This window comes from Fictibacillus sp. S7, assembly GCF_004127935.1.
Lineage (GTDB): Bacteria > Bacillota > Bacilli > Bacillales > Fictibacillaceae > Fictibacillus_C > Fictibacillus_C enclensis.
Map to the genome: position 1 here is coordinate 1022482 of NZ_QJKL01000001.1, position 18516 is coordinate 1040997.

19 protein-coding genes are annotated in these 18516 nt (G+C 41.4%); 5 read left to right on the plus strand and 14 right to left on the minus strand.

The window, feature by feature from the left end; genetic code table 11:
- Positions 1–69 precede the first annotated feature (69 nt).
- Genes DMO16_RS05205 through yneA form a run of 3 tightly spaced genes read right to left on the minus strand, consistent with a single transcriptional unit; the run spans position 70 to position 1296 of the window.
- The gene (locus tag DMO16_RS05205; protein WP_129475816.1) at positions 70–309 is read right to left on the minus strand and encodes a DUF896 domain-containing protein; all 240 of its coding nucleotides are present in this window, start codon (positions 307–309) and stop codon (positions 70–72) included.
- A 45-nt stretch (positions 310–354) separates the two neighbouring features.
- The gene (locus tag DMO16_RS05210) at positions 355–1011 is read right to left on the minus strand and encodes a YneB family resolvase-like protein (protein ID WP_061969758.1); all 657 of its coding nucleotides are present in this window, start codon (positions 1009–1011) and stop codon (positions 355–357) included.
- Positions 1012–1017: 6 nt separating this feature from the next.
- Positions 1018–1296 (minus strand): cell division suppressor protein YneA, encoded by a 279-nt coding sequence (gene yneA, locus DMO16_RS05215; RefSeq protein ID WP_061969756.1) that lies wholly within the window; start codon positions 1294–1296, stop codon positions 1018–1020.
- A 156-nt stretch (positions 1297–1452) separates the two neighbouring features.
- Between yneA and lexA the strand changes: the two genes are divergently transcribed.
- Entirely contained in the window at positions 1453–2073 is a 621-nt protein-coding gene (gene lexA / locus DMO16_RS05220) for a transcriptional repressor LexA (protein ID WP_061969754.1), read from the plus strand.
- 50 nt (positions 2074–2123) lie between these two features.
- Here the strand turns inward: lexA and cysI are convergent, their stop codons facing one another.
- Both cysI and DMO16_RS05230 read right to left on the minus strand, forming a co-directional pair.
- Positions 2124–3842 (minus strand): assimilatory sulfite reductase (NADPH) hemoprotein subunit, encoded by a 1719-nt coding sequence (gene cysI / locus DMO16_RS05225; RefSeq protein ID WP_061969752.1) that lies wholly within the window; start codon positions 3840–3842, stop codon positions 2124–2126.
- A gap of 25 nt (positions 3843–3867) precedes the next feature.
- On the minus strand, positions 3868–5685 hold the full coding sequence (locus DMO16_RS05230) for an assimilatory sulfite reductase (NADPH) flavoprotein subunit (protein ID WP_129475818.1): 1818 nt from the start codon (positions 5683–5685) through the stop codon (positions 3868–3870).
- A gap of 224 nt (positions 5686–5909) precedes the next feature.
- Here DMO16_RS05230 and DMO16_RS05235 point away from each other — a divergent pair, with 224 nt between their 5' ends.
- Together DMO16_RS05235 and DMO16_RS05240 are read left to right on the plus strand one after the other, a co-directional pair.
- Positions 5910–6803 carry a LysR family transcriptional regulator gene (locus DMO16_RS05235; RefSeq protein ID WP_129475820.1) on the plus strand — a complete coding sequence of 298 codons (894 nt, stop codon included), beginning with the start codon at positions 5910–5912 and terminating at the stop codon, positions 6801–6803.
- Positions 6804–6995: 192 nt separating this feature from the next.
- Positions 6996–7910: a DMT family transporter gene (locus DMO16_RS05240; protein ID WP_129475822.1), complete on the plus strand. Its 915-nt coding sequence runs from the start codon at positions 6996–6998 to the stop codon at positions 7908–7910.
- A 189-nt stretch (positions 7911–8099) separates the two neighbouring features.
- On the opposite strand, the gene DMO16_RS05245 is transcribed toward DMO16_RS05240, so the two are convergent.
- The 5 genes from DMO16_RS05245 to DMO16_RS05265 form a co-directional block, all read right to left on the minus strand.
- Entirely contained in the window at positions 8100–8975 is an 876-nt protein-coding gene (locus DMO16_RS05245; protein WP_129475824.1) for a LysR family transcriptional regulator, read from the minus strand.
- A 101-nt stretch (positions 8976–9076) separates the two neighbouring features.
- The gene (locus tag DMO16_RS05250) at positions 9077–9529 is read right to left on the minus strand and encodes a pyridoxamine 5'-phosphate oxidase family protein (protein ID WP_129475826.1); all 453 of its coding nucleotides are present in this window, start codon (positions 9527–9529) and stop codon (positions 9077–9079) included.
- An 87-nt stretch (positions 9530–9616) separates the two neighbouring features.
- Positions 9617–9847, minus strand: a complete 231-nt coding sequence (locus DMO16_RS05255) for a non-oxidative hydroxyarylic acid decarboxylases subunit D (RefSeq protein WP_061969738.1) — start codon at positions 9845–9847, stop codon at positions 9617–9619.
- 14 nt (positions 9848–9861) lie between these two features.
- Complete coding sequence (locus tag DMO16_RS05260) at positions 9862–11280, minus strand: non-oxidative hydroxyarylic acid decarboxylases subunit C (RefSeq protein WP_061969736.1); 1419 nt, start codon at positions 11278–11280, stop codon at positions 9862–9864.
- A gap of 2 nt (positions 11281–11282) precedes the next feature.
- Positions 11283–11861 carry a UbiX family flavin prenyltransferase gene (locus DMO16_RS05265; RefSeq protein ID WP_129475829.1) on the minus strand — a complete coding sequence of 193 codons (579 nt, stop codon included), beginning with the start codon at positions 11859–11861 and terminating at the stop codon, positions 11283–11285.
- A gap of 275 nt (positions 11862–12136) precedes the next feature.
- Between DMO16_RS05265 and DMO16_RS05270 the strand changes: the two genes are divergently transcribed.
- Complete coding sequence (locus DMO16_RS05270; protein WP_129475831.1) at positions 12137–13021, plus strand: LysR family transcriptional regulator; 885 nt, start codon at positions 12137–12139, stop codon at positions 13019–13021.
- A gap of 146 nt (positions 13022–13167) precedes the next feature.
- Here DMO16_RS05270 and DMO16_RS05275 read toward each other — a convergent pair whose 3' ends face one another.
- The 4 genes from DMO16_RS05275 to DMO16_RS24545 all read right to left on the minus strand — a co-directional run bounded on the left by DMO16_RS05275 (position 13168) and on the right by DMO16_RS24545 (position 17350).
- Positions 13168–14265, minus strand: a complete 1098-nt coding sequence (locus DMO16_RS05275) for a GerAB/ArcD/ProY family transporter (protein ID WP_129475833.1) — start codon at positions 14263–14265, stop codon at positions 13168–13170.
- A gap of 26 nt (positions 14266–14291) precedes the next feature.
- On the minus strand, positions 14292–15371 hold the full coding sequence (locus DMO16_RS05280) for a Ger(x)C family spore germination protein (protein WP_129475835.1): 1080 nt from the start codon (positions 15369–15371) through the stop codon (positions 14292–14294).
- Between the two features lie 28 nt (positions 15372–15399).
- Positions 15400–16932, minus strand: coding sequence for a spore germination protein (locus tag DMO16_RS05285; protein WP_129475837.1), 1533 nt, complete (start codon positions 16930–16932; stop codon positions 15400–15402).
- Between the two features lie 253 nt (positions 16933–17185).
- Positions 17186–17350 carry a hypothetical protein gene (locus tag DMO16_RS24545; protein ID WP_206738057.1) on the minus strand — a complete coding sequence of 55 codons (165 nt, stop codon included), beginning with the start codon at positions 17348–17350 and terminating at the stop codon, positions 17186–17188.
- A gap of 521 nt (positions 17351–17871) precedes the next feature.
- On the opposite strand from DMO16_RS24545, the gene DMO16_RS05290 reads away from it, so the two are divergent.
- Positions 17872–18303, plus strand: coding sequence for an ASCH domain-containing protein (locus DMO16_RS05290; protein ID WP_061969726.1), 432 nt, complete (start codon positions 17872–17874; stop codon positions 18301–18303).
- The last annotated feature ends 213 nt before the right edge of the window (positions 18304–18516 follow it).

Here is an 18516-nt window from a genome sequence, read left to right on the forward strand (position 1 = left end):
AGTATATAGGAAATTCAGAATTTTGCAACAAGAAAAAAAGCCTGATTTCATTTGAAATCAGGCTTCCTTTTAATGCTTTATATTTTTTTGGCTTTTTTTGCTTTCTTTCAGCTTCTCCGGTGTCACATCATTGCCTTCAGGGTCAATGATGGTCAATGAATGCAATCTATTTTGAAAAGAAGTTCTGACATTCTTCAGATACTCTTCTCGTAATTCTTTTTGCTCTGCAGCTTCTTCAGTGGATAAACCTTCTTGTTTCGACTTCTTTGCAAGAAAGTTGAGCCGTTCCAATTTGTCTGGTGTAAGCATGAACACCTCTCCTTTTATATTCGATATGCCTATCATAAACGAATATCAGGTAGGGTTTCCAGTCACAGCACTTTCTATATACTCTTTATACCGCCGGTGAACTGTTGCTTTCGATGCTTCATATCCAAATCCCCGGAGGGTTCCTGCAATCTCAGCGAACGTAAGATCCATCCTGCGAAGACGAATGATTTCTTCAATCGGCAATTCTTTGCGCTCCCTGCCGCCATTGTGGATATTCTTTAAATTTTTCTGCGGCTTGTACCCTTTTTGAACCGCTTTTTTCATTCCACGTTTAATTTTCAAATTATGGAGCTTTCTCTGGTACTCCTCTACCACCGCCACAATTTCAAGCACCATCGATTCTGCCTCGGAAAGATGATACTCTCCCTGGCTGCTGAAGGTATACACTTTAATTTCACGTTTCAGCAGTTCATGAAGCAGTACAATTTTGGCATTCCCCCTGCCCAGCCGGGTATCATCTGATACCAAAAGAACTTCAAATTCACCGCTCTGGGCCATTTCAATGATGCGCAGCAAGCCTTCCCGTTCGAGGCTGTACCCGCTTTCCCGTTCCTTGATGACAGAAACGATCGTAAAATCATGCTCTTTAGCCAATCTTGTTAATTCTTCTTCCTGCCGGGAAAGAGAAGCGGCCTGCTCCTCCTTCTCTGTGCTTACCCTGCAATAAATAATGGCGTTCAAGTAACATCACCTGTCTTTTTCTGCTTTGATTGGAATGATGAGCTTCTGGCCCGGTGTAATGGCCCCTGCCTGTATTCCGTTGTTCTTCTCCACCCAGTCTACAAATGCCCAATTGCTTTTGTGGTCCTTAGTATATTCTTCTGCAATTTTCCAGAGTGAATCTCCCTTATTAACTGTAATCTCCATATACTCCTTCGAGCCTTCAACATGTGTCTGATGGGCAAACATAAAAAACCCTGCTGCAAAAATAGATATTAGCATAACTACCGGTGAAAATCCCTTCATTTCCTATCACCCCTGCGAATGTTTGTTCCTATTTGTTCTCATTATAATGGGAACAGCTGTTCTTTTCAAGGGTTTTTTTCGAACTTATGTTTGTATATCTTGCTTTTAAATGCTATACTTTTTTCAAGAGTATTCAGTGAATGAGGTGCGAATATAATGACAAAGTTATCCAGAAGACAGATTGATATCCTGGAATTTATTAAAGAGGAAGTTAATGCAAAGGGATACCCTCCTTCCGTTCGGGAAATCGGAGAAGCCGTCGGGCTGGCGTCCAGCTCTACCGTTCATGGCCATCTTTCTCGTCTGGAGAAAAAAGGGCTGATTCGCCGTGACCCTACCAAACCAAGGGCCATTGAAGTATTGGGGCTTGAATCCGACCAGATCATCACCAAATCACGATCCGTCAATGTGCCGATCATCGGTAAGGTTACTGCTGGATCTCCGATTACGGCCATTGAAAATGTGGATGAGTACTTCTCTCTTCCAGAGCATGTAGTAGGAGACGATAATGTTTTTATGTTAACTGTAGAAGGAGACAGTATGATTGAAGCAGGCATTTACGATCGGGACTTGGTTGTCGTAAAGCAGCAGCCTACAGCGGAAAATGGTGATATCATCGTAGCGATGACAGACGAGAATGAAGCAACCGTCAAACGGTTCTTTAAAGAGAAAGACCATATCCGTCTGCAGCCTGAAAATTCTTCGTTATCACCCATCCTTCTTCCAAACGTGACCATCCTCGGAAAAGTAATTGGTGTGTACCGCACCTTACATTAAAAATAAGCAAACAGCGGCCCGGCATAACTGCCGGGCCGCTGTTTTTAGGATTATAAATGAAAATTGGTGCCATCTGTTGTGGCTTTAATAACTCCGCTTCGAATGACAAAGTCTCCAAAGTGTTCGCCTTCAAGACGCTCTTTCGCATATTTCGGGAAAAGAACTTTTAATTCCTTTAGTATTTCTTCCTCCCCTATGTTCTCGCGGTACATTTTGCTCAAACGGCTGCCATCAAAAGCTGCACCCAAATACATATTGTATTTGCCCGGCGCCTTGCCGATAAAGCCAATTTCACCGAGTGCATGCCGTGCACATCCATTAGGGCAGCCGGTCATCCGAACGGTGATTTCCTCGTTGCGCAACCCGTTTTCATCCGCAATCTGATCAATTTTGTCCATCAGCACCGGCAGATAGCGCTCCGCTTCAGCCATAGCAAGGCCGCACGTCGGAAGTGCTACACAAGCCATAGAATTTCGGCGGATAGCAGAAACGTTCTGGCTGTTGAGCATTCCATATTGATCGAGAAGATTCGTGATCTCCTGCTTCTTTTCCTCGGACACATTTGCAATGATCAAGTTCTGGTTCGCAGTTAAACGGAACTCCCCAGTGTGAACCTTGGCAATTTCACGCAGGCCGGTCATCAGCTTGTAGTTTTCAAAGTCTGTAATACGACCACCTTCAACAAACAGCGTAAAATGCCATTGATCTTGAAGACCCTGAACCCAGCCATATCTGTCTCCATTATCCTCAAAGGAAAAGTCCCTAGCTTCGGCCAGGCTCCAACCGAGTCGGTTTTCCAATTCTTCTTTTACGGTTTCAACCCCCAGGCGGTCAACTGTATATTTAAAACGGGCGTTTTTTCGCTTGGAACGGTTTCCGTAGTCTCGTTGAATAGTAATGGTTTTTTCCGCCACCTCAAGAATCTGGTCAGGCGTGCAAAAACCAATCACTTTGGACAGCTGCGGGTAGGTTTCCTTATCTCCGTGGCTCATACCCATGCCGCCGCCAATTGCAATATTAAAACCAGTCAACTTGCCATCTTCAATAACCGCAATGAATCCGAGATCCTGTGAAAAGACATCGATATCATTTGATGGAGGAACAGCAATGCCGATTTTAAATTTACGCGGCAGGTAAAGCGGCCCGTACATCGGTTCCACTTCATCTGCATCCGGTGTGCCTGCCACCTTTTCTTCGTCAAGCCAGATTTCGTGGTACGCTCTAGTTCTTGGCAAGAGGTATTCGCTCAGTTTCTTGGACCATTCGTATACTTCTGAATGAATTTCGGATTGGTAAGGGTTTGAAATGCACATCACATTCCGGTTTACGTCTCCGCATGCGGCAATCGTATCCATAAGGGAAGCATGGATGGCCTGGATCGTACTTTTCATGTTCCACTTCAAAATGCCATGCATCTGGAAGGTCTGCCTTGTGGTCAATTTCAGTGTTCCATTTCCATACTGATTTCCCAGCCGGTCCATGGTGAGCCATTGTGATGGTGTGGCAACACCACCCGGGAGTCTCACGCGCAGCATGAATTGATAAGCAGGCTCAAGCTTTTGTTTCTGCCGCTCAGTGCGAAGATCACGGTCATCCTGAAGATAGCTGCCGTGATGCTTCATGAGACGGTTGTCATCGTCCGGGATACCTGAACTGATCCTGTCAAGCATCACTTCCTTCAGCGTACCCCTCAAATAATTACTTTCTTCTTTTATACGTTCAACATCACTCGGCTTGCCGTCAGGTGCTTTTAATTTAGGATTTGACATCTTTAAAACTCCTTTCTGTTCCCGCTTAATACACATCACGCTGATATCGTTTTTCCTGCTGCATACGGGCCACATAGTCTTCCGCTTGTTCGCGTGTCATGTTTCCTTCTTTCTCAATGATGTCGATCAATGTTTCATGTACATCATGGGCCATGTTTTTCTCATCTCCACAAATATAGAGAACCGCTCCATCTTCAAGCCACTGGAAGAATTCCTTGCTCTGTTCAAGCATGCGGTGCTGAACGTATACCTTTTCCTCAGAATCACGGGAGAAGGCCACATCCATCTTCGTCAAAACACCGCCTTTAAGCCATTTTTGCCATTCTGTCTGATAGAGAAAATCGGTGACGAAATGCTGATCGCCAAAGAACATCCAGGATTTCCCCCCTGCTCCCCGCTCCTCACGCTCTTGCATAAAGGCTCTAAATGGTGCCACCCCAGTTCCGGGGCCAACCATAATGATCGGTGTTTCGCCATTTTCAGGCAACTTGAAATTCTGGTTATGCTGGATGTAAACCGGAAGCGTGTGACCAGGCTCCAGCCGCTCCGCACAAAGAATGGAGCATACACCGTTCCGGTTTCGTCCAAACGATTCATACCTTAAAGCGCCAATGGTAAGATGAACTTCATCCGGATTGGCTTCAAGGCTTGAGGCAATGGAATACAAACGGGCAGGCATCTTTCTCAGCATGCTGACAAAGTCCTGCGGTGAAGCTGCCCACGGACCAAAGTCCTGAATCAGATCCAGCAGATCGCGGCCGGAAAGGTAGTTTTTCAATTCTTCTTCATGTCCAGCCGACAACATTTCATGAAGTTTTTCATTTTCGGTAAATTGCGCTGCCTGCTGAAGAAGCGGCTTGGTGAGAACCGTAATTTCAAAATTGGTAATCAGCGCCTGTTTCAAAGGTGCTACATCGCCCTGCTTGTTTACAGTGACGATTTCTTCTGGATTCCATTTGAGCTCATCCAGAAGCATATCGACCAAAACGGCGTCGTTCTCCGGATAAATCCCCAGGCTGTCTCCCGGTTCATAGGATAAATTGGAGCCTTCAAGAGAGATTTCGAGATGCCGTGTTTCTTTATTCGATCCACGTCCATTCAAGTTGATGTTTTCAAGTACCTCAGCTTGAAATGGATTGGTTCGAGAGTATTGCGATTCCCCGGAGGTTGCAGGAACATTCGCTGATGAAACACTGCTGACCGCTTCTTCCTGTGTATCATTTAATGATTCCACCACGTTCAAAATCCACTCAGCCGCCGGCTCATCATAATCAAGGTCACAATCCACACGAGGCGTCAGGCGAGTTCCGCCAAGATCTTCGAGCACTTTATCGAACTCTTTTCCTGTCTGGCAGAAAAACTCGTAAGAGCTGTCGCCAAGAGACAATACGGAAAAATGAAGGTCTTCAAGCTGCGGAGCACGTTTGCCATGGACAAATTCATGAAAAGAAATTGCATTGTCCGGAGGATCTCCTTCTCCATGGGTACTGACGATGATTAAAAGGTTTTTAAGTTTTTTCAATTGATTGGGTTTAAAATCACTCATGGATGAAACAGTCACATCATACCCTTTTTCCTTCAAGGTTTTGCTGCTGCTTTCAGCAATACCTTGGGCATTTCCGGTCTGTGATCCGTAAAGAATGGTAATTTCTTTTGATACCGGTTGAGATACTGGTGCAGGAACCGCTTGCAAAGTTTCGCCGTTTGCTGAAGGCATCGCCTGGGATGCAGCAAGAAAGCCGGAAAGCCATACTTTTTGAGCTTCTGTCAGGTTCGGCAAAAGCTGGTTAAGCAGCTCTGCCTGCTCCTGGGTAAATGGACTGTTTGTTGCCTGAAGTTGCAATGATAACACCTCACATTTAAATTTCCCGTCATTTTATGAATTAAGGTTTCACCCTACTAAGACTAAAATTAAATCGATCTATTAAGTCGGTTTTAATCTTAAAAATAGTCAGAACCCTTAAAAAAATTTACAGTATCTACTTTACCTCAGACCATAACATTAGTAAAATACATATTAATTATTATTACTATTAAAAATCCTAATCGATGGGGACGTTTTTCATTATGTATTATGATGCCTTAAAAACATTTGTTACCCTGGCAGAAGTAAAAAACTTTACGAAGACTGCCGAACGGCTCAGGATGTCACAACCGAGCGTCAGCCTGCACATTAAAAACCTGGAAAAGGAATTTCGAACCCAGCTGTTCATCCGGTCGCCGAAGTTTCTTCAGATCACGCCAACCGGTGAACTTTTATACGACCGTGCAAAACAGATTTTGACCATTTATGAACAAGCGAGGCAGCAAATCCTTGAGCACCACACAACCATAAAGGGAGAACTGAAGATTGGAGCCAGTTTTACCATTGGTGAATATATTCTCCCTGCGCTCTTGTATCAGCTGCAAAAAAACCACGCTGAGCTGGAGCTTCAGGTGCTGATCGGGAACACGGAAGAAATTGTGTCCTCTGTCCGAAACTATAAGGTGGATTTCGGATTAATCGAAGGACAGACAAATGAAAAAGAAGTTTCCGTCCACCCTTTCATGAAGGACGAACTCTTTATCGTTTCCTCTCCAAATCACCCGCTTGCCTCCAAAGAAAGTGTCACCATGGATGATCTGCAAAACCAGGCATGGGTATCTAGGGAAGCGGGTTCGGGGACACGCGATTATTTAAATCATGTGATCCGCTCCAACGGTTTGAAGACAAAATCGCTTCTTACAATCAGCTCTAATCAAGGCATTAAAGAGTCAGTGATCCACGGCCTTGGGCTTTCTCTTCTATCAAAAAGTGTGATTGAGAGGGACCTGCAATCTGGTAATCTATCCATCATCAAAATTGACCAGCACTCCTTTCACCGTAAGCTTTCCTATATTTTTGCCCCGCTGGCCCAAGAAAACAGAAACGTCTCCGCTTTTTTGCAGGTCATTCATCAAGCGTACCCTTCTCCAATTTAATAGTAGATACACGAAAAAGACACAGCGTAATCTGTGTCTTTTTTCACAGTAATAACACTTGACTATGCTTTCATTTAAGTTTAGAGACCGCGTAGTTTAATTTAAATCTATTGCAATTCTAACCTGAATGTCAGAGAATAAGATTATATTTTACATACTTAAATGTTTTTCTAAAATGGGAGAGAGCGCTCTATGAAAAAAACGTCTCCATGGTTAAATGCATTTTTTATTGCTGTTCTGGTCATGACCTGGGGGGTCACATGGCCGATTTCAAAGGTCGCTTTGAATGACTGTCCTCCCATCCTTTTATCCGGCTTTCGCTCGCTCGGTGCAGGCATTTTGCTGTTTCTTTTTTCTTTGAATCGTTTGGACAAGCTTCACTTTAGTGAAAAGTGGAAAATGTACTTTATTTCTGGTCTGTTTAACTCTGTGCTTTTTTATGGTCTTCAAACGATTGGCCTTCTTTTCGTTCCTGCGGGACTGTTCAGTGTGATCGTCTACCTGCAACCTGTACTGATCGGCATTATCGCCTGGCTGTGGGTCGGGGAAGCGATGACTGCCCTCAAGTTAACCGGGCTGTTGCTCGGCTTTGCAGGTGTGGCAACAATCAGTCTTGGAGGTCTGTCTTCTCATATATCCTCCATCGGAATTGTATTGGGAATTCTCACTGCCTTTAGCTGGGCGGTTGGCACGGTTTATATGAAGAGAATCAGTGTGAAGGTCGATGGCATCTGGCTGATCACCATCCAAAGCATCTTTGGCGGTTTGATCATGACGGGAGTCGGAAGCGGCTATGAAGGCTTCTCTAGCATCGTTTGGAGCACACCATTGCTGCTGACGCTATTGTTTCTGGCATTATTTTCAGTCGCCATCGCATGGCTCATTTATTTCCACTTGATCTCTAATGGAAATGCCAGCAAGATCGCCTCCTTTAATTTTCTCGTTCCCTTGATTTCCATTTTGATTGGTATTTTGTTTTTGGATGAACCCTTTACCTATTACCAGCTGGCTGGCCTCTTTCTAATCATCGTAAGTATCTATCTCGTAAATCGGAAGCCGGTGATGCTCACCAAGAGAACAAGAGCAAATCTTCATGCTCATAAATAAATAGAAAAAGTGATTTATTTCGACCCTAAAGTGATCATTCATGACACGACAAAGAAAGGGAAGTCAATTTTGTAACCTTTACAAGGTTGATGGTATTTCCATCCTTTGCCCTTAAGCTATAGACCCACAAAACACCTAGTCTGCAGTTGGTACAGCAGAGTTAACGTAAACTGTTAAACATCATGATATTTATGTAAAATGTTCGTTTAACCATAACGTCGATGCGGCAATAAATTTTTCGGCAGCCGGGGGAAGACTTTTAAAGGATAAGGAACCAATCCCAATCGAGGAAATGGCCCGATCATCTGAGAGAGGTATTTTTTTTACACCTTCTGGAAGGTGATGCAATGCAATTTCCGGAAGGATGGCAACACCAAGTGAGTGTTTCACCATTGCGATCACAGCCTGTTCATCATCTAATTGAAACAAAATTTCGGGGAAAAGTTTATTTGTTTTAAACAGGATGCGGATGGTTTTAAGAGTAGAATTTTGGAGAACCAGCTTCTCTTCTATGAGTGCATTTGGCTTAATAGATTTTTCAGCTCCAAGATGATGGGTTTCCGGAACAACACAGTATAACGGCTCTTTTTTTAAATGGAAAATCTCCAAATCCGCTGCAGGCAGCATCAAAAAACCAAAATCTATGATCCCCTGAGAAATCCATCGAGAAATTTCCTCCTGTTTCCCTTCCGCAATGTCTACTTTGATATGAGGATATTGATCGGTAAACTTTTTTATTATACCAGGAAGCCATACGGCAGAAACAGATGAAAATGTGCCAATCCTCACGGTCCCAATTTCAAGTCCTTTTATTTCCGCGGCCTCCTGAAGCATTTTTTCATTTAAATGCAGAATCTCCCTGATATACTGCAGCATTCGCTCACCGTTTACGGTTAGCCTGATGCCTGCTTTGTTTCGGGTTAACAAGGAAAAACCCAAATCCTTTTCCAGGCTGGAAATGGCATGACTTACCCCGGATTGGGAGATATTTAACGATTCACTTGCTTTTGTTAAGCTGCCTAGTTCGATTACTGTTTGAAAGATCTCGTATTTTGCTATCGACAAATTAATCCCTCTTTATATTAGTTATTCTCATAATATAACACATTAAATGAATTATTTTCATCAAACTTCGACAACAAAGACTGCAGAATGCAGTCTCATTATTATCGCAATGTTTCTTGAATGGTTTCTTTCCACCTTGTAAGTACCGCGGATGGATCCTTTAAAGAGATTTGTATTCCCGAAGTGATGTCTGCATATTTCGCCTGATCCTCTTTATAAAACTCTATTTTGGCTGAAAAACGCTCCAGCGGATGCTTTGTGCCTTCGAGTATACCCAATGGGGATACTGCAAGGCGGGTATAATGAACCCTACCCTTATAGACCGCTACTAATGTAGCCTTTCTCGTTCTGATGCAATTTTTGGTTGTCGTGGTTCCTGGCCATAGTGCCAGTCGCAAATTTTCTTTGTCGAGGGCAACAACCTCTCCTGCACTGACCATCGCATTATGCGGCCAGCCATCCTCCGTTACTGTCATTAAAAGCATCGCCTCATGCTGTTTATTCTCTAGATTCTCTCCATTCAGTAGTTCATACAATTCATCCGATAGTTCCAAAGATCTGCACGTCCTTTCAAAAAAATCAATAGATTTAAGGACAGGGCTAGTCTGAAAACAGACTAGCCCTGCGTTTTACTACATTTATTATTTTATATACTTTGCCGGAAGAGCAGGAACATTTTCTGCAAATGGAATGTCAGCCGGGTTCACCTTAAACGCACGATTATATTTTTCAGGATTCGTGATGGTTTCAGGCTCAATGGAACGCCATGTAAAAATGCAAACCGGACACATATAAACCTCCCATGCACCTTCCACCGGTGACTTTGATACAACTTCGGCTTTCTTTGATTCACATCGCGGACAAGTATGCATATCCAACACTCCTTTTATCGTAATAATTCCCGTAAACGTTGTTCCCACTTCTCAACATTAAGCGGAGAATCAAGTGGCTGTGAGTAGTGGCCTCTTGTTTCAGGCGCCACAGGCGTAGTGGCATCGAGGACCATCTTGTGAGTGATCCCTGAAGGTGATGAACCTGGATCCAGTGCAAGGACGGAAAGGTCCGGAATGATCACCGCATCGTGTTTTGGATGCATCTTGGTCGAAAGGGCCCACATGACCTGAGGAAGGTTAAACGGATCTACATCCTCATCAACAACAATTACCAGTTTACAATACCCCAAGCCGTGCGGCGTGGTTAAGGCGCGCATTCCCACTGCCTTCGCAAACCCGCCGTACCGGCGTTTGGTGGAAATAATCGCGACCAGTCCATGAGTGTACATGGCATTTACCGCTTGGATTTCATTAGGAAATGCTTCTTTTAATTGCTGGTATAAAGGCACGCTTGTATTAATACCAATCATATAATCTGTTTCTGTCCAAGGCATTCCAATATAAAGGTGTTCAAATATCGGATTCTGACGGTGATAGACACGGTTAATCTTTATAACCGGCATGCTTCTTCCTCCTGAATAGTGGCCGGTGAATTCACCAAACGGCCCTTCAAATTCACGGACACCTGCCAAAAGCTCTCCTTCAAGAACAACCTCTGCTCCCCAAGGAATATCGAGATCTGAATCTTTCGCTTTTACAATACGGTATGGCTCTCCCTGAATCGCACCGGCCATCTCGTATTCAGATTGATCGTAATGTAACGGCGTAGCCGCTGCTGTTGTAATGGCCGGTTCGTTGCCAAGCGCAATCACAACAGGCAGGTTTTCACCGCGTTCTTCAGCCTGGCGCAGGTGAATGGCAATATCATGCTGAGGAACCGGCTGGATTCCCAATCGGTCTTTCCCTTTAACCTGCATGCGGTAAATACCTACATTTTGCTTTCCGAAGTGCTCCGGATCATCAAGGTCACGTGAGATCACGCACGCTTTATCAATATAAAACCCTCCGTCTCCCTGGTTTAAACGGAACAACGGCAAAATATCAAAAAGGTTAATGTTTTCTGTAATTTCGACTTCATGAAATGGTGCGGTTTCCTCTCGCTGAACAGGCATTGGAAACTGATCATAACGACGGGCAAATTCAAAGAATTGATCTTTTAACGGTGTATTTTTTGGCAAACTCATCATCAGGGCATGGTTTGGCCAAGAGCCCATTACATTCATGGCTACTTTAGCATCGTTATATCCATAAATGTTGTCAAACAGCATAGCCGGAGTTTCTGCGCCAAGCTTGCTCATCGCTTTGGTTGCTGCAGCAATATCCGGTTCAGGCTTCACTTCATCATTGATGGTAAGAAGCTGCCCTTCTTTTTCTAATGTCGCAAGAAAATCACGAAAATCTTTATAGGCCATTATTAGTCCTCCTGTTTCTTAGGTTTCATACCTTCCCAGCGTTTTGTTTCAGATAAATGAATATTGAACTGGTCTAACGCGCGAAAAGCAATATGATCTACCATATCTCCAAGATCTTGTGGATGATTGTAGAATGCAGGCATGGGCGGAAAAATGATCGTGCCCATGCGGGAAAGTTCCAGCATATTTTCAAGATGAATGGTATTCAACGGAGTCTCCCTAGTCATTAAAAGAAGTTTTTTTCTTTCTTTCATCATGACATCTGCTGCACGTGTCAGTAGGTTATCCGCAAGTCCCATGCGAATCGAAGCCAGTGATTTCATACTGCATGGTGCCACAATCATGCCATCAACCCGGAAGGAGCCGCTGGAAATCCTGGCTGCCTGATCTTTGTAGGAATAGCTGAAATCAGCCATTGCTTCTACTTCCTTCACGGTATAGGATGTTTCAAAAGGAATGTTAGCTGTTGCCCACGGGGACATCACCAGGTGGGTTTCTACATTGGCCAGCTTTAACAGCTGAAGAATGCGAATGCCAAAAACGACGCCCGTCGAACCAGTAATACCAACTATAATTCTCATTTGTTCCCACCTTTCTCGCTCTTAACGTATCGCGTGTTCTACAGAAATAAGTATACTCTCCCCATTTTTATAAAAAAAATATATATATTTTATGCAATGCATATGTTTTACTTATGGATGTGGAATACTAAAGGCAGAATTCCATTGTTCAAAAAATAAGAATCCGTGATACTTCCGGACTCCTATTTTTGGTGATCGCAAATTAAATGGCGTCTGCTCAATCTGAATATGATAAATGTATTTTAGCCCGCAATGATAAAGTTAAAGGAGAACTTATGGATATTCGTCAGCTCCGCTATTTTCAAACCATCATAGAAGAAAAACAGATAACAAAAGCTGCTAGGATCCTGCATATTGCCCAACCGGCATTAAGTCTGCAGCTCAAACAGTTGGAGGAGGAGCTCGGGGTACGTTTAATCATTCGTGAAGGAAAACAGTGGCAGGTAACAGAAGCCGGTCAGAAACTTTATGAGCGGTCCAAACAGCTGCTTCAGTCGATTGATTCCATTAAAGGAGAATTGTCGGAAATAAAAGAAGGCATTACAGGAACGGTCACCATTGGCACTTCTACCATTTGTGTTTCTCACCTTGCCCCCCATTTAACTCAGTTTCATAATGAATTTCCGAAAGTGTATGTGAAGATTTTCAATGGCGATACGTATTATCTCGAAGAACTTCTGCAGCAGAATATGATTGATATTGCGCTCCTTTTACTTCCGGTCGAAGGACGCGATTATGAAATCGTTCCGCTGGAGGAAGACCCGTTTGTAGCGGTTATCCCAAGACAATGGGAGAATCTCTTTCCTAAAGACTCTATCAGCCTGAAAGAAGTAGCCCAACAGGATCTCCTCTTGGGAAAAAGAAGATCCGGAATAGGAATTTACGAAAATATTCTTTCCCATTTTCATCACTATGATCTTCAACCTCAGGTGGTTTTGGACGGACCGGATATCTCGACCATCCTGACCTTTGTGGCCACCGGCATGGGGATGACCATCATTCCCCGCTCGGAAATCCATCAGGCATATGATGGAAAATTCAAGGTGCTCACCATTGAAGAACCTTTTCTGCAGGCAAAGCCGGCGATTGTCTGGATGAGGGACAAATATATGTCAAAGGCAGGCAGAAAGCTGATTGAGTACCTGGCATCGGAAGGATGAGAAGCACCCAAACACAGAAAAACCCCCTGACACCAAAGGTATCAGGGGGTTTCGTCTTTTTAATACATGCTCATGTATGTTCGCGTTCCCACGGGTGAACTTGTGTAAGGAACATATACTGCGTGTCTTTCTATTCTTGATGATGACTAAAACCCGCCCTTAGTTATTTTATGCTTAATATGAATGTACAAAAAGAGAAAAGGGATATATAGATACACAAAATAAAAAGCAATGTTTGAATACATTTCATTCAATCGCTCTATTTGACTCCTCTCTTTGAGCACATTAGATATAATAAAGAATAGGACCAGTACAATGAACAGACTTATACGTTGTTTCACATTTATTACTTTCTTAATAGCACGACATCCTGCCCATATTTTCACACTGATATTGGGTAATATGAGAAGTAACCAAATCGAAACAACGATAAATTCGACTCTTTCTATTAGAGGGAATTTCGCGATTTTCATTTGAGCTAATGTTGGCCATATTGTATGGTTTAATTGTCCTTCACTAAAGAAGACAAATGTGATGAGTGCTATTATTAGATAAAGTAAGCTTGAGAACAAAAGTCCAAAATGGGCCCATTTTTGTGATCTGTCTGGATTTTTTATGAATGGGTAGAACATGAATAAGGTCTCAAAGCCAACATACTGAAACAACATAGCTTTAGAGGATGATAAGATTTCCTTCAGAGAGTGGTTAAAGACGGGTAATAAATTGTGAAAATCGGCAAATTCCAATGAAAAAAAATTAAGGGGAAACAGGATAATTAAAGGTAGGATAGTTCCCCAGAAACACATTCCAGTAATCACGCGGAATCCGCCGGATACAACGTAATAAATGAGGACTAGAAGAATAAGGCTTATTTGCCAGGTCTTCATTAAGGGAAACAGCCAAACTTGAACAACTTCAATATAAACACGGAAAACAATTAACGCTAATATAAGAAAGTAGAAAATCACAAAAATGTTGAACAGTGCGCCAATCCATTTTCCAAAGCAAAATTTGTGAACATGTATGACATCATTATTAGCAATTCCAAGAATACGATAGATCATCCAAACTAATATATGAATGCTAATACTCGATAAAATGATGGAAATCCATGCATCATAACCTGCGCCCTTCGTTATATCTCGTTGAAAACTCATGATTCCTATGCCAATAATATTCGTGTAGATCAGAAAGAAAACGTAAAAGGAAGATACTAAATGTCGTTCGTCTAGTAATGATTTCACGTGGTTCCTCCTCTTATCATGTAGACTTACTCTTCAATACCTGTATTTAGGATTTGAAAATTTGTATGTACAGTGGTTTTTACTTTTGGGTATATGTCCATAAACCGTTGATAGTCCCATTTTCTTGAGTTGGCTCTAACCTTTTCTCCCAACCCAATGGGATCTACATTGTATCCTTGTGCCAGTGAAATTAAACGTTGGACCTCTTCCTTAAAGTGTTCATTTAAAATTCGTTCCAATTTTACAATATCTTTATCTTTTTTCAAATCAAACCTGGATGATGCTTTTTCAATCTCTCCATGGATGGTTATATCGATGAATATACTCGGAATGTCTTCGCTTTTCTCAACCGTATATGTAGTTTTTGCATCCATGTTTTTCAAGAGAATAAAACCTTCCTTTTTATTTTGCGTGATTTTGGTTTTATATTGTCCATTTTGAGACCCGTCGATTAATGTTTTTAGAATTAAGGACTGTCTTAAATTAATATGATGTATGTACTTGTCGTTTTTTAATAAAGCTAACCCGTCAATTTTAATTTGATTTTCCTCTAGGATAAAGTAAGGTAAAATTGGATCTCTCCCTTCTTGATGAAAATTGTTCAAAAACATGTGCAGATTCATTTTTGGCAAATTACCACTTTCAATGTTTTGATTTATTTTTTCACTTAAATGGAATGAAAGATTCACATGTTTACTGGCTTGAAGTATATCTTCGGCTTTGTTTTCAGCAATGCCCAATTGCATTCGACTCGCCGTATTTGGATTTCGGGCAAAATTAGTGATAACATCTTCGATCCCTTGTGTGGCATATTCCTTGCCGAACAATACAAAATCTAATTTTCCTGTCTCAATAGGATAGGCTGATTTTGCATTCATTCTCGGGATTATGTCTTCATATGAATCAGACACCGTTTTATAAATCTTCAATTTGACATTTCCCTTCTCTGCGAAAGTAGGATAAATAGCAATTCCTTTAACTTTGCCTTCTTCCCGATCATATCCTAGAGATTCAATTATCTGAACTTCATCTATGATCCTCTCATGTATACCACACCCTGATAATAAGAAAGTTAAGCTAAAAGTTAACAGAAAACATAATTTCATTTAATTCACCTTTATTATCCTTTCCTCATTATTCATCAAAATCACTTTTCTTTTTTTTGTGATTATGTGGGTGGTATCTCCAAATTGATTTAGGACGTAAATAATTTGGCCTTTTGGATGTTTTACTATAAGAGGAACGGATCAGGCTGTCCTTTAAATCCTCAGGTCTAAAAGGATAAAATGGAACGGTATAGGGTGTTCCTAAAGATTCTAAACGTGTAAGGTGAATGATTAAAAAGGCAATCCCGATAACGATACCTAGTCCCCCCCAAATAGATGCGAAGAGAATTAAAGGAAAACGTAAAAAACGTATAGTGTTCGACATTTTATAAATTGGGGTAGTAAAGGAAGCTAAGGCAGATAAGGCGACTATAATGAGTAAGACATTACTTGTAAGGGACGCCTCAACTGACGCTTGTCCGATAACAATACCGCCCACTATTCCCAATGTTTGTCCTACCTTTGTAGGTAACCGGACTCCCGCTTCACGTAATAGTTCAATCGTTAATTCCAGAAAAATCACCTCTAATACCGGCGGAAACGGGACATTATAACGAGAAATACTAAGTGAACCGAATAAATCGTTTGGAATCATCTCGTAATGGTAAGTGATAACGGCTATATAAATAGATGTTCCAAAAATGGAGAAAAGGACACTGCATACCCGTATAAAACGAAAAAAAGATCCAAGAATCCATGGGAGAAAGTAATCTTCAGGTGAAATAAAATAATCAATGATCGTAGAAGGACCTGTAACGACATATGGCGACCCACTACTTAAAACAGCTACTTGTCCATTAATAAGAGCTTGAACCGCCCTATCCACACGTTCAGTTGGAAGAAGCAAAGGAAACGGTGTAAGGGAATTATCTTCTATAAATTGATGCAGCTGAGAAGTATCAAAAATGACATCAAAATCAATATTTTGAAGCCGTTGGGTCATGGTATTAACATGCTGCTCACTCGTAATACCATCAATGTGAGCAATAATAACTCGAGTATTTGAAGTAGAACCAATGCTTACTTCCTTCGTAATTAGATCAGTGGTATTTATTTGTTGTCTTAATAAATGTATATTTACATCAATATTCTCAAGAAACCCAATTTGTGGCCCCACTACACTAAACTCATTTTCAACGTTATTTTGTTCACGCAATCCAGCTTTATCATTAGATAAGTGAATTAAAGCAACCCTTTGGTCATTTTCCTTCATTTGAAGTATCGCATACCCTTTAAGTAACTTTGATTCAGCTTCTTTCCGATTATCCGTTATTACAATATCTTCTATTGCGATGATTTTCTTTATGTCATCAATTTTCTCTAGCCTGTCTAGTTCATAAGGGGTCTCTCGGAAAATCATTAAAATTTTCAGTTGGAGTTGTTGTTGATCGACCAGTGTATTGTAGTAAGAAATGATTAAATGTCCCGCTTCATCCGTAAGTGAAAATTGTTTAAAATCACTGGATTTTTTAACCTTAGCAAACAGCTGGCCAATATCTTGTGAATTCTCAGTCACGGCCTGTTTGTCTTTATTATTTCTAATCCTTCGTTTTTTGAACATCTAATCACCTCCCTATTACAAAGGAATTCATATCCTTTTATATTATGGGAAGGCATTCCCATATTTATGTAAATCCGTTATATAATAAGTGAAAACTTTATCCTCTCCAGTTTACATAATATTAATATAGCTTAGAGTAAGCAAAGGACCATGATCCTAATAGAAATAATCCCTATAGGGGTAGGGTCGGACAGCAAAACACATATTTACAAAGTTAAAACTTTTTCAAAATAAAAAGAGCCAAAAGGCTCTCTTAAATCATCGAATGGAGTTTAAACTCTAATGCTCCCCTCAATTTTATACCTAATTCAGGATACTCATTTAAACTGGTCCATACATTAACCCAACCCTCATTTTGTTCAAACAGTTTGTTTATTAGTGTATCATCATTTTCTATCAAACCTTTTTTAAACTTCATTGATTTATGCCCTCATTATCTACTATTTCAGTATAATCTCAATATCAGTTCCTTGATCATCCTCTACTTTTATATCTGTTGTAATTTTGCGCATGACCCAAATCCACACAAAATCCTCGAAATCATCAATGGTAAGAACATCTATTCATCGATATTTACAACTACGTAAGACTAAAACTGTAACGCCTTAATGTTTGTACTTTGGTGTGTGCGTGGAGTATAGCAATCCTAAAAACATCCGAGAGATGTTCGTTTAAAGCTCCAGGCTGCTTTCATATTCTAGCTGCTTGTGAACTGGGTCACTCTATGTGTAAGTTCGTGCCCTATCACATCTAGTGAGTTTGTAAAAACCCAACAAAAATAGTTCGCTGATTAATATATGATATTAATGATCACTGGTCATGACTCATGCCTCATAAATTGGATCTCCGTGAACAGATATTCTGCCTTTTGCTCATAATATTCCTTTACAGGGACACCCTATAATCAAAATAAACTTCTATAGGTTGGAGGCTGTCAGAATGAAGGTTTTATCAATGATCCAGCCATGGGCAAGCCTTTTTGTCCTTAGAGAGGCAACATATGAAACAAGGTCATGGAGAACGAATTATAGGGGGCCACTTGCCATTCACACAAGTAAAAAAATAGATAAAGACGTCTCTAACCATAAAGCCATAAAGTCGTTGCTTGGTAAGCACGGATACACACCAGAGAATCTTCCAACTGGCCAGATCATTGCTGTATGCAAACTTGTAGATTGTTTGAAGGTAACTGAAAACAATGAGACATGGGCCATTCTGGAGGATGGTCGAATCGTATCAGGGAATGACTATTTTATGGGTGACTTTAGAGTAGGAGGTTATGCTTGGGTAGTTGAGGATATGCAGATGCTGGATGAATTTATTCCAGCAAAGGGAAGGCTAGGATTATGGGAGCATGTTTTAATTTTATAGGAGCTGATAGCCCCCGAAGACACCAACCGGAGGTTCACATGGGTAAGAAGGACCCCCAGCCGAACCCGAACGACGTCGGCAGCAACATTTATTAGAAATAAGTGCGATTCCTATTTTCCTATTGATTCCTATTCTGTATCATCGGGAAAGCTTTTGTCGATGATACCAAGTCATATGTTACGCATGGGCAAATTAAAATAGGCCCAGGTTTAA